This is a genomic window from Amycolatopsis sp. A1MSW2902 (assembly GCF_017312175.1).
Classification (GTDB): Bacteria; Actinomycetota; Actinomycetes; order Mycobacteriales; family Pseudonocardiaceae; genus Amycolatopsis; species Amycolatopsis nivea.
The window spans coordinates 5,160,614-5,175,310 of sequence record NZ_QJPO01000001.1 but is presented as its reverse complement, the minus strand read 5'-3'; the positions used below and the strand labels follow the sequence as shown (position 1 = coordinate 5,175,310).

At 70.9% G+C, this 14,697-nt stretch carries 13 protein-coding genes; 6 read left to right on the top strand and 7 right to left on the bottom strand.

The window, feature by feature from the left end; all coding sequences use genetic code 11:
* Positions 1-279: 279 nt before the first annotated feature.
* Entirely contained in the window at positions 280-879 is a 600-nt protein-coding gene (locus DMP23_RS23640; protein ID WP_337822537.1) for a hypothetical protein, read from the bottom strand.
* A gap of 2,233 nt (positions 880-3,112) precedes the next feature.
* Here DMP23_RS23640 and DMP23_RS23635 point away from each other — a divergent pair.
* Positions 3,113-3,616 carry a DUF3145 domain-containing protein gene (locus DMP23_RS23635; RefSeq protein ID WP_093576929.1) on the top strand — a complete coding sequence of 168 codons (504 nt, stop codon included), beginning with the start codon at positions 3,113-3,115 and terminating at the stop codon, positions 3,614-3,616.
* Positions 3,617-3,639: 23 nt separating this feature from the next.
* Positions 3,640-4,239 (top strand): hypothetical protein, encoded by a 600-nt coding sequence (locus DMP23_RS23630; protein WP_037820478.1) that lies wholly within the window; start codon positions 3,640-3,642, stop codon positions 4,237-4,239.
* Between the two features lie 66 nt (positions 4,240-4,305).
* Here DMP23_RS23630 and DMP23_RS23625 read toward each other — a convergent pair whose 3' ends face one another.
* From DMP23_RS23625 to DMP23_RS23605, 5 genes are all read right to left on the bottom strand, one after another.
* A complete protein-coding gene (locus DMP23_RS23625; RefSeq protein WP_337822536.1) occupies positions 4,306-5,556 on the bottom strand; it encodes a beta-ketoacyl-[acyl-carrier-protein] synthase family protein in 1,251 nt (416 codons plus the stop codon).
* A 51-nt stretch (positions 5,557-5,607) separates the two neighbouring features.
* Positions 5,608-5,853, bottom strand: a complete 246-nt coding sequence (locus DMP23_RS23620; RefSeq protein ID WP_037820481.1) for an acyl carrier protein — start codon at positions 5,851-5,853, stop codon at positions 5,608-5,610.
* Positions 5,854-5,923: 70 nt separating this feature from the next.
* The gene (locus DMP23_RS23615; RefSeq protein ID WP_037820483.1) at positions 5,924-6,907 is read right to left on the bottom strand and encodes a beta-ketoacyl-ACP synthase III; all 984 of its coding nucleotides are present in this window, start codon (positions 6,905-6,907) and stop codon (positions 5,924-5,926) included.
* Complete coding sequence (locus tag DMP23_RS23610) at positions 6,904-7,815, bottom strand: ACP S-malonyltransferase (protein ID WP_078870821.1); 912 nt, start codon at positions 7,813-7,815, stop codon at positions 6,904-6,906. Before DMP23_RS23610 ends, DMP23_RS23615 begins: the two co-directional genes overlap by 4 nt.
* Positions 7,816-8,276: 461 nt before the next feature.
* The gene (locus DMP23_RS23605) at positions 8,277-9,488 is read right to left on the bottom strand and encodes a PucR family transcriptional regulator (RefSeq protein ID WP_037820487.1); all 1,212 of its coding nucleotides are present in this window, start codon (positions 9,486-9,488) and stop codon (positions 8,277-8,279) included.
* 155 nt (positions 9,489-9,643) lie between these two features.
* Here DMP23_RS23605 and DMP23_RS23600 point away from each other — a divergent pair, with 155 nt between their 5' ends.
* From DMP23_RS23600 to DMP23_RS23585, 4 genes are all read left to right on the top strand, one after another.
* A complete protein-coding gene (locus DMP23_RS23600; RefSeq protein WP_337822535.1) occupies positions 9,644-10,561 on the top strand; it encodes an ABC transporter ATP-binding protein in 918 nt (305 codons plus the stop codon).
* Positions 10,558-11,772 carry an ABC transporter permease gene (locus tag DMP23_RS23595; protein ID WP_107051249.1) on the top strand — a complete coding sequence of 405 codons (1,215 nt, stop codon included), beginning with the start codon at positions 10,558-10,560 and terminating at the stop codon, positions 11,770-11,772. Before DMP23_RS23600 ends, DMP23_RS23595 begins: the two co-directional genes overlap by 4 nt.
* 726 nt (positions 11,773-12,498) lie before the next feature.
* Positions 12,499-13,362 (top strand): mechanosensitive ion channel family protein, encoded by an 864-nt coding sequence (locus tag DMP23_RS23590; RefSeq protein ID WP_078870822.1) that lies wholly within the window; start codon positions 12,499-12,501, stop codon positions 13,360-13,362.
* Positions 13,363-13,777: 415 nt separating this feature from the next.
* Positions 13,778-14,416 carry a nicotinamide mononucleotide transporter family protein gene (locus DMP23_RS23585; RefSeq protein ID WP_337822534.1) on the top strand — a complete coding sequence of 213 codons (639 nt, stop codon included), beginning with the start codon at positions 13,778-13,780 and terminating at the stop codon, positions 14,414-14,416.
* A gap of 2 nt (positions 14,417-14,418) precedes the next feature.
* Here the strand turns inward: DMP23_RS23585 and DMP23_RS23580 are convergent, their stop codons facing one another.
* Positions 14,419-14,664, bottom strand: coding sequence for a hypothetical protein (locus DMP23_RS23580; protein ID WP_337822533.1), 246 nt, complete (start codon positions 14,662-14,664; stop codon positions 14,419-14,421).
* Between the last annotated feature and the right edge of the window lie 33 nt (positions 14,665-14,697).

Genomic DNA, 14,697 nt, shown 5'->3' with positions numbered 1-14,697 from the left:
GCTCGGTGCTGCCGTGGCGGGCGGTCGGTGAGCTGCTGGCTCGGTGCTGTGGTGGCGGTCGGTTGGTGAGCTGTTAGCTCGGTGCTGCGGCGGAGATCGGTTGGTGAGTCGTTCGCGCGGTGCCGCCGTGGCGGTCGATTGCTGAGTCGTTCGCCGGGTGCGGTGGTGCCGTCCGGTTGCTGCGTCGTTCGCCGGGTGCCGTGGCGGCGGGCGATTGCTGAGGCGTTCCCTCAGGCCAGAAGTGGTGAACTGAACGCGGTCGGCCGCTGAGGCGTTCTCTCAGGACGGCAGCTGCAAGTCGAGCGCGCCTTTCGCCGCGCGGACGAGACCGGGATCGTCCGCAGTGGACGGTCCGGGCTGCCAGACCGCCTGCACGATCCGGACGCCCTTCCCGTCGATCTTGCTGGCGTAGGCGGCACCGTCGAACTGCGGCGGTCCCGAAGGCCACTTGCCGGTTTCCGTGGCGACGTCCAAGATCCCGCCGCCGCCCGGGTTGTCGGCGATCTGCTTGAGATGATCGGCCTGCCCGGCATCGGAAAACTCGACCACCGCGACGGTCACCGCGGCCGGCCGTCCGTCCACGAGAGCCGTGTAGCTCGCGCGGCGGACCGCGGAGCAGCTGGTCTGCTGGAGACTCGCCTGGACGTCCCCGAACGCGTGCGAGGCGCACTTCTGGTCGGCGCTGCTCGCGCGGGGTTCGAAGGTGAGAGTCGGGGCCGGCGGGGCGCTCGACTGGACACTGCTAGGCGCGGGACTTGGAACGCTGCTCGGCGGCGCACTGCTGACGGGCGCAGTGGCGGTGTCGTCTCCGCCGCTCGTCGCCACGACGATCGCCGACACCACCAGGACGACCAGCAAGACGATCGCCGCGATCGGCACCCACTTGACAGTCCGGGAGCCCGGTTTTCCAGGCCCGGCAGGGGAGTTCGGCCCAGCCGGGGAGTTCGGCCCGGCTCCGGCTGCTCCGGCACCGGTTCCCGCGGCGGTTGTCGCTGCTCCTGCCCCGGTTGCCCCGGTACCGGTCCCCGCGGAGGTTGCCGCTGCTCCCGCCCCGGTTCCCGCGGGGGTCGTCACTGCTCCTGCCCCGGCACGGTTTCCCACGGGGGTTGTCGCTGTGCCCGCCCCGGTTGCCCCGGTGCCGGTTCCTGGCGTGGCGGTTGCGGCTGAGCTTGCCCCGGTGCCGGGTCCGGCCATGACGGTTGCCGCAGCTCCTGCCCCGGCTGTCCCGGTGCCGGTTCCTGGCGTGGCGGTCGCGCGTGTTCCGGTCCCGGGTCCGGCCGCGGAGGGTGCACCTGCTCCCGCTCCGGTTGCCCCAGTCGCAGGTCCTGCCGCAGCGGTTGCCCCGGTCCCGGGACTGACTGCCTGCGATCCGGCACGGGGGCTGGCGGACGCCGTTGCGGCCGGAGCTGGTCGCGGGGGTTGGGGCCGACTGCTTGGCACGACCGGCGGAACGGCTCCGCGCGGACGTCCGGCAGGCTGCGGCTTCGCCGGGGACGGCATCTTCTCGGTCGGCGCCTCAGGCGGGTCCGCGGACTCGGTAGGCGCTTCGGAAAGCGACTCCAGTTCGATCGACGGAATCTCCGGGCGAGGCGGCCGCACCGCGATGATCTTCGGCCTCGGCACCGGGGGAGTGGCGGACTTCGGTGCGGCGGAAGGGTTGCTGGGGGAAGCAGCAGCCTTCGGCGTCGCGGTGCCAGCGGATCCCGACGTGGTCGCACCGGGGAAGACGGGAAGCCCTCGGACATCACCGGCACCGGCTGGAGTTTGCGGCCTCGCAGTGCCGCGGGGGACGGCCTCCGCGGTGGATGGAGCGGTACCGGGAGCGACAGCGTTCGATCCGGCGGCACCGGAAGGTGTTGTGCCGGGAGCGACGGTGTTCGATCCAGCGACACTGGATGGGGTTGCGCCGGACCCGACAGCATCGGCCCGAGCGGAGTTTCCCGGGCCTGGCGAGCCGGAACCGGCGACGGCCCCGGCCGGATCGGGCTTGGCGGCGGTTCCAGCAGGGCCGGATGTCGCCGCGGTGGCCGCAGCAGCTCCGAGCCCTGCAGTCGCAGCCCCAGCGGAGACTCCCGTTCCGACTGCAGCACCGGAGTTCGCGGCGGCAGTGCCATTGCTCGCCGGGCCAGTGTTGGCTGCGCTCGCGGCAGCAGCCGAACTAGCCGAAGCACCGCCAGCCACCCCCGCAGCCGCAGAACCAGCCGAACCCCCGGGAGACCGAGGCCCAGGAGGAACCGGAACGTCGTCCGCGAACCGGACGAACCCTTCCCCTCGCAGGACCTCGTCCGAAAGCTCCGGCGCGTCCGGAGCCAGCGCCGCGATCAGCGCGCGGGCCTGGTCCACCGAGCGCGGATGCCGGGCCGTGGCGAGGGAGACCGTCGCTGCCAGCATGGTCGTCGGCGTCGGGTGCAGGACGCGGACCGGGCCCGCGAGGTCGCCGGGGGGCTGGTCGACCGTCTCCACGTACGGGCCGACCGCCACGATCGTGCCGACTGGGCCTCCGCCTAGTTCCGCGATGCGGCGTTCGCATTCCTGGGACAGGTCGAGCGCTTCGGTGGCGGGGTTGACGTCGTCGCCGTGGACCAGGGGCCAGCCGTCCGCTTTCCACGGGCCGCTCAGCGGGGCTTCGAGGCGCAGGGCCGGGTCGGGCAGGTCGACGCCGATCACGACGAGCACGCCCGCGGGCAGCACCACGACCGCCTCGACCGGACGGTCTCCGGTCGGGCGGGCGCCGACGAGCGCTACGCCGCCGATCACCGTGCTCCCCCGGCCGAGGGAGGCCAGTGCGGCCCGCACGTCTTCCGCGACGCGCGAGGGCTGCTGCCCGAGACGGACCAGTCGCACCGAAATTCTCCTGTCGAATCCGCAGCGTTTCCGGTGCACCACGCTAGCGTGCCGGGCCGCCGGAACCGTGCTTCGCGCCCTCGCGTCGGCGTGGCTCACCACAATGGGTCGTCCGCTGCGACTTGTGGTGTTCATGTGGCCAAACGGCACGGTTGGGGTGCAGAATGTGCTACACAGGTCGGGAACTGCCGTGGAGGCTACGCAACCTGCGCAGGGTTCGAGAGGTCGTAGGGGAAGACGTCCCTCGTCGAACAAGCGGAGGTCAGCAGTGAGCACCCGTGGCAGCACCCGAGGCGTGGTGTACGTCCACTCGTCGCCGTCTGCGGTATGTCCGCACGTCGAGTGGGCGATTTCGGGCACCCTTGGTGCCCGTGTCGAGCTGAAGTGGACGGCCCAGCCGGCCAGTCCGGGACAGCTCCGGGCCGAATGCAGCTGGAGCGCGCCCGCAGGAACCGCGGGCAAACTCGCCGGCGCGCTCAAGGCGTGGCCGATGGTGCGCTTCGAAATCACCGAGGAACCCAGCGCGGGCGTCGACGGCGAGCGGTTCTGCTTCGCGCCCGGACTCGGGCTCTGGCACGGCCGCACCAGCGCCAACGGCGACATCGTCGTGGGCGAGGACCAGCTGCGCGCGCTCGTCAGCATGACCCGCGGCGGCGAAACCCTCGCGCACAAGCTCGACGAACTCCTCGCCGCGGCCTGGGACGAGGCGCTCGAGCCGTACCGGCACGCGGGCGACGGCGCCCCGGTCACCTGGCTGCACCAGGTCGGGTGAGCGGGGGCGGTACCCTCACCCGGGTGAGCGTTCACCCGGCCCCGCCTTCCCGTCAGCGGTGGTTGATCCCCGTGCTCGTGGTGGTCCTGTCCATCACCGTCGCCGGGGGTCTGCTCGCCCGCGAGCTGTACCGCCGCCCCGATTCGCCGCGTGCGGCCGACGGCGAAGCCATGGCTCCGTCCGCCACCACCAGCGGCGGTGCGGCCGACAAGTCTGGCGCGGTCGAGGTCGGGGCCACTCCGGACGCCGAGAACCACCCGCAGGACGACGCCGTCCGCACGGTGCTGAAGTCCTATTTCACAGCGGTGAACCAGAAGGACTACGAGGCCTGGGCGGAGACGGTCAGCGACGCTCGCCGCAGCAAGATGCCGGAGTACGACTTCCACCGGAGCTTCCAGTCCACTAAGGACGTCGACGTCATGCTGTACCGCATCGAACCGGGCGCGCAGGGGACGCTGCGGGCACTGGTTGGGTTCACCAGCACCCAGTCGCTCAACGAGGCCCCGGTCGACTTCCAGGAGAAGTGCATCCACTGGCGGCTCGTGCTGCCGCTGAAGTTCGAGCACGGCTCGTACCGGATCGACACCGTCGACGGCACCGCCACCGAACACGACAAGTGCTGAGAACCCGGTGAAACGCTGAAGGGCCCCGCGGAAGATTTCCGCGGGGCCCTTCAGCGTGAAAAGGACTCAGTTCGCCGGCGTGAACAGCAGCGCGGTGTTGTGCCCGCCGAAACCGAACGAGTTGGACAGCGCCGCGGCGAGTTCGACCTTGCGGTTCTCCCCGGCCACGACGTCGAGCTGCACCTTCGGGTCCAGTTCGGTGAGGTTCAGCGTCGCGGGAACGACGCCCTCGTACAGCGCGAGAATTGTCGCGATGCCCTCGACCGCGCCCGCCCCGCCGACAAGGTGGCCGAGCGCGCCCTTCGGAGCGGTGACCACCGGGTGCTCGCCGATCGCCGACCGGATCGCGGCCGCCTCGCCGATGTCGCCGACCACAGTGGACGTCGCGTGCGCGTTCACGTGGCCGACGTCCGAAGGGGACAGTCCGGCCATCGTCATCGCCGCGCGCATCGCCGCGATCTGCCCGATGCCCTCCGGGTGGTTGCCCGTGATGTGGTAGGCGTCGGACGTCAGGCCGTAGCCGGCCAGCTTCGCGTAGATCCGCGCGCCGCGGGCCTTCGCGCGGTCGGCCCGCTCGAGCACGACGACGCCGGAGCCCTCGCCGAGCACGAAGCCGTCGCGGCTCACGTCGAACGGACGCGACGCCGCGGCCGGGTCGTCGTTGCGCGTCGACACCGTGCGCGCCTGGGCGAACCCGGCGACGGTGATCGGGTGGATGCACGCCTCGGAACCGCCCGCGACCACCACGTCGGCCCGTCCGGACCGGATCATCTCGAAGCCGTTCGCGATGCCCTCGGCCCCGGACGCGCACGCCGACGCGGGCGAGTGCACCCCGGCCCGCGCCTTCAGGTCGATGCCCACGTGCGCGGCGGGCCCGTTCGGCATCAGCATCGGCACGGTCAGCGGCGACACCTTGCGAAGACCCTGCTGGTGCAACAGATCGTTCTGGGTCAGCAGGGTCACCGGCCCGCCGACCCCGGTGCCGATCGAGACGCCGAGGCGTTCCGGTTCGACGTCGGCGTGCCCGTCGGTCTGCTCGGCGAACCCGGCGTCGGCCCAGGCCTGACGGGCGGCGATGATCGCCACCTGCTCGCACCGGTCGAGCCGGCGGGCCTGCACGCGGGGCAGGATGTCGGTCGGCTCGACGGCGAGCTGCGCCGCGATCCGCACCGGCAGGTCCAGCTCCGCCGCCCAGTCCGCCTCGATCGTGCGGATCCCGCTGCGGCCGGCCAGCAGACCGTCCCAGGTGGACGCGACGTCCCCGCCGAGCGGCGTGGTCGCGCCCATTCCGGTGATCACGACGTCGATGTTGCTCATGGGTGTCTCCCCAAGGTCGGCTCCGGACCGGGGCCCGGGTACGAAGAGGACTTACTTCGAGTTGGCGGACACGTAGTTCACCGCGTCGCCGACGGTCTTCAGGTTGGCCAGCTCGTCGTCCGGGATCTTGACGCCGAACTTGTCCTCGGCCTGCACGGCGATCTCGACCATCGACAGCGAGTCGATGTCCAGGTCGTCCACGAACGACTTCTCGGCGGTGACGTCGTCCTGAGCCACGCCGGCGACCTCTTCGACGATCTCGGCGAGGCCGGCGAGAATCTCAGTGTTGTCAGCCATCGGTGTTGTTCCCTTCTCGGTTCTTCTGGAGGTCCGCTCGCGGGCACGGCGCCCGCGGGGGAAGTATCGCTCAGGGCAGGACGAACGCCTGCGCGGCATAGGAAAGCCCGGCTCCGAAGCCGACCGCCAGCACCACGTCGCCGCTTTTCGCCGTCCCCGCCTTGCGCATGTGGTCCAGCGCCATCGGGATCGAAGCGGACGAGGTGTTGCCCGAGTACTTGATGTCGTCGGCCACCACCATGTCCTCGCGCGCCCCCTTGGCGCGCAGCTTCTTGGCGATCGACTCGACGATCCGGAGGTTCGCCTGGTGCGGCGCCAGCACGTCCACATCGGACGGTTGCAGTCCGGCGGCTTCCAGCGCGCGCAGCGCGATCGGCGCGATCTGCGTGGTCGCCCAGCGGAAGACCGACTGGCCCTCCTGGTAGATCCACTGGTGGTCGCGCATGTAGATGAGGTCGACGAGGTCGCCCGCGCTGCCCCACACGACCGGGCCGATGCCCGGTTCGTCGGACCCGCCGACCACCGCGGCTCCCGCGCCGTCGGCGAAGATGATCGCGTTCGCGCGGTCGGTCGGGTCCACGACGTCGGTGAGCTTCTCCGCGCCGATCACGAGGACCTTCTTCGCCGAGCCCGCGCGCACGAGGTCGGAGGCGACGCCGAGGCCGTAGCAGAATCCGGCGCACGCGGCGTTGAGGTCGAACGCGCCGGGAGCGGCGACGCCGATCCGCGCGGCGACCTGCCCGGCCGCGTTCGGGATCTGGGAGGGCATGGTGCAGTTGGGGACGATGACCGTGTCCACTTCGGACGCGTCGAGGCCCGCGTCGGCGAGCGCTTCGGACCCGGCCGCGACGGCGTAGTCGACCAGCACGTCGTCCTTCTCGCCGAACCGCCGCTCGATGATGCCGACGCGGTCGCGGATCCACTGGTCGCTGGTGTCCATGACCTGCGACAGGTCGTCGTTCGTGACGATCCGGTCCGGCTGGTAGCTGCCGAAGCCGAGGATGCGGGCGGCGGGGGCGCCCTGGGCCAGGCGCAGGGTGGGGCGGGCGGTCACTGGGCGTCCTCCTCGCGCAGCGCCGCCAGCTCGGCGGGCGACTTCAGCGCGGTGGTAGTGGTGACGACGCCCTTGAGCTGCCGCTTGACCAGTCCGGTCAGGGTGCCCGCGGGCGCCAGTTCGACGGTGCGGTCCACGCCGAGCGAGACGAGCCCGTCCATGGTGAGGTCCCAGCGGACCGGGCGGGTCACCTGGGCGACGAGCCTGCGCAGGTACTCCGCGCCGCTCGTGACGACCTGACCGTCGGCATTGGACAGCAGCGGGCGCGTCGGGTCGGCCGGGGAGAGACCGGCGGCGTGCTCGCGCAGGGCGTCTTCCGCGGGGGCCATGTAGGGCGTGTGGAAGGCGCCGGCGACCTTGAGCGCACGGATCTTCGTGCCCTCCATCGGCTCGGCGATGATCTTCTCGATCGCGGCGGCGGACCCGGAAGCGACGATCTGCCCGGCCCCGTTGCGGTTCGCGGCGGCGAGGCCCTGGCTTTCCAGCCACGCGGCGACTTCCTCGGGATCGCCGAGCATCACCGCGGCCATCGACGTCGGTTCGAGCGCGCAGGCCTTGGCCATCTCGGCGCCGCGGACCGCGGCGAGCGCGACGGCGTCGGCCGGGCTGAGCACCCCGGCGATCGCGGCCGCGGCCAGCTCGCCGACGGAGTGGCCGGCGACCGGAGCGTCGTCGGCGACCGGGAGGTGCTCGAAGGACAGCAGGGACAGCGCGACGATCAGCGGCTGCGCGACAGCGGTGTCCTGGATCTCCTCGGCGCCGGCCTCGGTGCCGAGCCGGATCAGGTCGAGCCCGCAGCGGGCGGACCACTCTTCGACGCGCGCGCGGGCGCCGTCGAGCTCGAGCCACGGAGCGAGCATGCCGGGGGCTTGGGAACCCTGGCCGGGGGAGAGGACTGCAACTGTCACGCTGTCTATGAGACCACGGGACCCGTCGCGCTTCGGCTGCGGGCGGTCACCAAGTCCGCGCGGCGTTATTGGAGGAAACCTCCAAAGACCCGCCGGAGAACCCGGCCCTTAACCCATCCGCCTTGTGGGATTCAACCAGCGCTTGCCGTGAAGTCTGTCACCCGCCACGCGCTCGCCGTGTCCCTGTCACGCCGTGGTCGCGCCTCGGCTCGGAGGGGCGGAGCAGGATGCTCCCAATGTGGCATTGGGTGCGTCAGACGCACCGAACGCCGCATTGGGTGCGTGACATGCACCCAATGCCACATTGGGGTTTTTCAGCAGCGCGGCGTGCGGCGATGCGCGGGCGGCGTCGACCGGGCCGAAACGGGAGCGGCAATGCCCCGGCGCGCCTTGCTGGCCGGTGCTCGCAGCACCTCTTACTCACCGCGCACCGCGTTAGTGAGAAAACCGCACTGCGGCGATCACCAAAGCCCGCGGGCCCGGGCGAGTCTGCCCACCGTGAGCGCGACCCGCAGCACCAGTGCGTCGCGGGCGTCGGTCGGGTTGCGGCCGGTGAGTTCGGCGGCTTTGCGCAGCCGGTACCGGACCGTGTTCGGGTGCACGAACAGCGTTTGCGCGCAGCGTTCCAGCACCCCGCCGGTGTCCAGATAGGTCTCGACCGTGCGCTGCAGGGCGGCTCCGGCTTCTTCCAACGGCCGGGCCACGAGGTCGACCAGCAGCCGTTCCGCGCCGGGGTCGCCGGAGAGGGCTCGTTCGGGGAGGAGGTCGTCGGAGCGCACCGGACGCGGTGCGGCGGGCCAGCCGACCACCGCGCGCAGGCCGGACAGCGCCTCGGCCGCGCTGTGGTGCGCCTCGGCCAGCGTCGGCACCGTCGGACCGGCCACGACCGGGCCGTCGGCGAACACCGTTGACATCCGGGCCAGGATTTCGCGTTCCTTCGGCCCGCCCTCGGTGGGGCCGCCGATCACGATCACCAGCCGCGAGCCTTGCACCGACAGCAGTACCGCGCGGCCGACGCGGGCGGCGCGGGCGCGGACGTCGAAAACCACCGTCGGCGGGTCGTCCGACGGTGGATTTCCCACCAGCACAGTCGCCGCCGCGGCCGGATCCCACCCGAGCGCCGCGGCTCGCGAAAGGACGGATTCTTCGGCGTCCCCGCGGACGATTCCGTCGACCACGAGCGCTTCGAGCCGGGCGTCCCACGCGCCGCGCGCTTCCGCCGCCGCGGCGTAGGAATTGGCCGCGGCGAAAGCGATTTCCCTGCCGTAGCGCAGAATTCCTTCGATCAACGCGGCACGTTCGGCTTCCGACGCGGCGAATTCGGGGAGCTGCTCCTCGAACACCTCGATCGCGAGCCGCACCATCGCGACGGCCTGGCGCAGGCTGATCCAGCGCGACACTTCGGTCGGCGCGTCGCGGAAGGCCTCGGTGGTGAGCTTCAGCGCTTCTTTCGAATCCCGCAGCCACGCGACGAATCCGCTGGCCCCGGTCTGCGTGATCAGCAGAACGCTGGCGCGCTGGTCGGCGGGAAGCCGCGCGAACCACACCAGCCGGCGTTCCATTTCCGCGACGCTCGCGCTCGCCAGCCGCCCGGAGGCGTGCTCCAGGCTGCGCAGGGTTTTCGCGGACAGTCCGTGGTGCTTGCGCGCTGGGCGTCCCGTGGTGTCGGCCATGTCGGATCCGATCCTACGTGCCGCGCGCGACCCGCAACTTTAGGCGGATGCGACGGCGACCTCGGGCGGTGGGCGGCGCCTGGACGAAGTGCCTAGGATCCGGGGTGGGGTGGTAGGGGATCACCCCGCGCGAAAAAAGAACAGGGGGACGGGCCATGCCAGAGCCCGGACTGGAGATCGACGGGATCTCCAAACGGTACGGCGCCGTGGTGGCGCTCGAGAAAATGACGTTCGACGTGCGGCCGGGGGAGCTTTTCGGATTCGTCGGCAGCAACGGGGCGGGCAAAACGACCACCATGCGCATCGCGCTCGGGGTGCTGAGCGCCGACGCGGGCCAGGTGCGCTACGCGGGCGAGCCCATCACGCATGAAACGCGCCGGCAGATCGGTTACATGCCCGAGGAACGCGGCCTGTACCCGAAGATGAAGGTCGGCGAGCAGCTCACGTATCTGGCCCGGCTGCACGGAATGCCCGCCGCCGCGGCGAAGGCGTCGAGCGAACGGTGGACCGAACGCCTCGGCGTGGCCGCGCGCCGCGACGACGAGGTGCAGAAGCTCAGCCTCGGCAACCAGCAGCGCGTGCAGCTGGCCGCCGCGCTGGTGCACGAACCGCGGATTCTCGTGCTGGACGAACCGTTTTCCGGATTGGACCCGGTGGCCGTCGACGTGATGAGCGACGTGCTGAAGGAGAAGGCCGCCGAGGGCGTTCCGGTCGTGTTTTCCAGCCACCAGCTGGATTTGGTGGAACGGCTGTGCGACCGGATCGGGATTGTCCGGAGTGGACGGATGGAGGCGTCCGGCACGGTGGCGGAACTGCGCGCGGGCGGGACCGTCCGGCTGCTCGTCGACGCGCCGGAGGCTCCGGAAAGCTGGGCCGCCGCGCTGCCCGGCGTGACCGTGCTCGGCCGCAAGGGTTCGGTGACCGAACTGGAACTGGCTGACGGCGCCGACGACCAGGCGGTGCTGCGCGCCGCGCTGGCGACCGGCCCGGTGCGGGAATTCGCCCGCAAACTGCCGTCCCTGACCGAGTTGTTCCGTTCTGTCGTGTCCGAGCAGCAGGAGGCCGCGGCATGACCGGGTCGAACGTTCAGATGAGCCCGATGTCCGCGGTCGGCCTCGTCGCCGGGCGGGAAATCACCACGCGGGTCAATTCCAAGGCCTACCGCATCACCACGCTGGTGATGGTGGTCATCGTCGTCGGGCTGGCGCTGGTCTTCAAGCTCTTCAACGGCGGCGGGGGCGCCGACGCGACGGTCGGCTACGTGCCGGCCGCCTCGCCGCTGGCGCAGCCGCTGAGCGCGACGGCGAAGTCGATCGGCCAGACCGTCGCGACGCAGCAGGTGCCCGACGAGAAGACCGGCCAGGACAAGCTGCGGGACGGTTCGATCGACGCGCTGCTGGTGCAGGACGCGAAGCGGGTGCACGTCCAGGTGAAGAAGGACCTGGACGCGAAGCTGAAGAACACGTTCACCGTGCTCGAGGGGCAGCTGGCGCTCAACCAGCAGATCGAGTCCCTCGGCGGCGATCCGGCGAAGGTGCGCCAGGCGACCGCCGAGGCGACGATCGACGAACTGCCGCCGCTCGAGAAACCGTACGACTACAACGGGCAGCAGCTGGTGCTCGGCATCATCGCGGGAATCCTGATCTACCTCTCGCTGATGCTCAACGGGCAGAGCGTGGCCCAGGGCGTCGTAGAGGAGAAAACGTCCCGGGTGGTCGAGCTGTTGCTGTCGACGATCAAACCGTGGCAGCTGATGGCCGGGAAGGTGCTCGGCATCGGCGTCGTCGGGCTGATCCAGATGCTGGCGATCGGCGTGGCGGGCGTCGCGGCCGGACTCGGGTTCGGGGTGCTGACGATCTCGGTGAACGCCGCGGTCGGCACCGTGATCTGGCTGATCGTCTGGTACCTGCTCGGGTTCTTCATGTATTCGATCGTGTTCGCCGCTCTCGGCGCGCTGGTGTCGCGGCAGGAGGACGTGGGCGGCGCGACGATGCCCGCGCTGATGTTCGTGATCGCCGGGTACGTGGTGGGGATTTCGATCCTGCCGTCGAATCCGGGCAGCCCGCTGGCCGAGGTGCTGTCGCTGATCCCGGTGTTCGCGCCGACGCTGATGCCGATGCGGCTCGCGATGGGCGGCGTGCCGGTGTGGGAGGCGGTGCTGTCGGTGGGCCTGGTGATCGTGCTGATCCCGGCGCTGATCTGGCTGGCCGCGCGGATCTACCGCAACGCGGTGATGCGCACCGGCGCGAAGGTGAAGCTGCGGGACGCCCTGCGCGCGGCCTGACAGTGAAGTTACAGACGGCGGGCCGCGGCGGAATGCCGCGGCCCGCCGTTTGTGTTCCGAAGCCTCTACTCTCGGTGGACGCGTTGTCCCGGTGAGGGACCTGGGCAGCGGAGGCCCTAACCCACGTGGGTTAGCGGCATCGGGTGAGTTGCGTGAACGCCGCCCTCGCGAACCCGCCGTTCCGGCCACCCGGCCGAGCGCCCGTTAATGACCTTCGCGCGGCATCTCCGCCGGGCGCTATTGCCGCCGCGCGGTTATCCGGCACGTGTGCGGAAGGCTCGCGCAATTCGCCGCCGCGGGCTGTCGCGCGACGCGAATTCGCACCGCACAGACCGCTCCCGCACGGGATTCCCGTCCGGACATCTCCGCCGCCGTCCGCTGGTCGGCGCGCAAATCCGTCGGCGACTCGCCAATCGCCCGAACATGAAGGCCAGATGAACGGCGGAGAAAACCCGAACCGCATTCGTCTCGGAAGCGCCCGCGCGCGGCGATAAAGCGCGGAAAATGTTCGAGGCCGCTCGGCGCTTGCGGTTTTCGCTGCGCCGAGCGGCCTCGTCTCCCCGGTCCCCACCGGTAGGACAAGTATGGCGGCGATTGATCTTCCCGCGCCAGTCGTCTCACTCGATCGTGGTGCACAGCACTCGGGCGCAGTGGGTACCTGTCCTGCGACCCGGTGCGACAGGACGGTGCCGGAATCCACGTCGAACCGCGGCGAAGGGAGCCAGCGTGGGTGAACAACTCAAGGACGGACTCGGACAGGCCTGGAATCTGGTGGCCACGTTCGTCCCGAAACTCGTGGGTTTTCTGATCATCCTCTTGATCGGCTGGCTGATCGCGAAAGCCGTGTCCAAAGCGGTCGGGCTCGTTCTCGGAAAGCTCGGTTTCACGCGGATGGTGGAGAAGACCGGGCTGACCGGAATGGTGAAGGGCGCGAATCTCGACGCCACCGCGGTGCTCGTGAAACTCGTCTACTACTTCATTCTGCTGATCGCGCTGCAGCTGGCGTTCGGGGTGTTCGGGCAGTCGAACCCGGTGAGCCAGCTGCTGAACGACATCATCGCGTTCCTGCCGAGGATCCTGGTCGCGGTGGTGCTGATCATCGTCGCGGCGGCGATCGCGAAGGTCGTGCGGGACGTCGTCGCGGGCGCGCTGTCGGGCCGTTCGGCCGGGCGGCTGCTCAGCACGATCGCGTACTGGCTGGTGATGGCGTTCGGCATCATCGCGGCGCTGGGCCAGGTGAACATCGCGACGGCGGTGACCGGCCCGATCCTGATCGCGGTGCTGGCGACCGCGGGCGGCGTGATCGTGGTCGGCTTCGGCGGCGGCCTGATCAAGCCGGCCCAGGAACGCTGGGGCGGCTGGCTGGCGAACCTGCAGGGCCAGGTCGGCTCCGGCAACGGTGCGCGGGAGCAGGGCCAGGTGAGCGGGCAGCACGCGCACGCCGGGCAGGCCCGGACGCAGAGCTACCCGCAGTCGCAGTCGGGCAGCCTTCCGCAGCCGGGTGAGCAGACCCGCCAGATGCCCGCGGACGGCGGCCGCCCGCCGGAGCCGCCGACCCCGCCCGCCGGGTTCGGCCGCGTGGACCGCTGAGCGGAGGCCAGTCGAGCCGGGGATTCCGCTGACAGCGAGCTGATCCGCGGAGGTTCGCCGGCTCCGGGCCGTGCTGCTGACCGGATTCAAACCCGGCCGGCGGCTTCGCTGACGGCCTTCCCCGATCCGCGGGTCGGGGACAGGGGGCCGCGTTGCTTCGGCAGCGCGGCCCCGCGGTCTGCCCGCCGCCATTTTGCTCGTGGCGGTCGGCAAAGACGGCATGTAGGGCTGGGCTCGATCACCACAGTCGGCCCCGCCGCTCGGGCGATGGAGGCCCGGCGCCACCCCGGCGCCGGGCCTCCGCCATGTCCGGCTCCGGCGTCCACTCAGCGGGACTGTCTGCAGTCTCACATCGGCACGGGAATGGCGGCTCCGTGTTGCATGTTGGGAGGCGTAGATCGGAAGGGGTGCCGACGTGGACTTCCTGTTGCATCACGGCGTGACCGTGTTCGGCCAGTGGATCTCGATCGCCGAGCTGGCCGGGCAGGTGTTCGCGCTCGCGGTCGTGTTCCTCGCGCAGCGGCGGACGCTGTGGACCTGGCCGGTGCAGGTCGGCGCGACCGTCCTGCTCTTCTCCGTTTACGCGTCCGCGCATCTCGGCGGCCTCGCCGGACGGCAGGTCGCGATCCTGCTCATCTCGCTCTACGGCTGGTGGGCCTGGAACCGCAGGACCGACCCGGTGTACGGCGTCGTCGTGCGCAAGGGCCGCTGGACCGAGCGGTCCGTGATGCTCGGCGCGTTCGGGCTGGGCACGATCGCGATGGCGCTGACGCTCCAGGCACTCGACGCCTCGTGGGCGCCCTGGCCGGACGCCGCGATCTTCGTCGGGACGCTCGTCGCGTTCGCCGCGCAAGGCGTCGGGCTCGTGGAGTTCTGGGGCGTGTGGCTCGTGGTCGACGCGATCGGCGTGCCGCTGCAGATCAGCTCCGGCCTGTACTTCTCGGCCGCGATCTACATCGTCTTCGCCGCGCTGGTCGTCCACGGCTGGGTCACCTGGAACCGCTCGGCGCGCACCGCGGTGTCCGGCGGGAAAGCCGTCGCCGCGGCGCGCTGAGGTCAGGCGCCGAGCGCGAGCTGCCCGTCCGGGGTCAGCTCGGCCGGCGTCCACTGCCCGACCGGGCCGCCCAGCGCGGACACCGGGCGGACCAGGCCTTCCCGGACGAGATCGTGCGCGGTCGTCTGGTCGCAGCAGGGCAGGCCGTCGACCCTCAGATCCGGTTCGCAGCTGCGGGTGAGTTCGGCTCGGCCGGCGGCGATCGCGCGGAGCATCGCCAGCGCGCGGCGGTTCAGCGTGACGGACATGGTCTTTCCCCCTCGGATCTTCCGAAGGCAGGA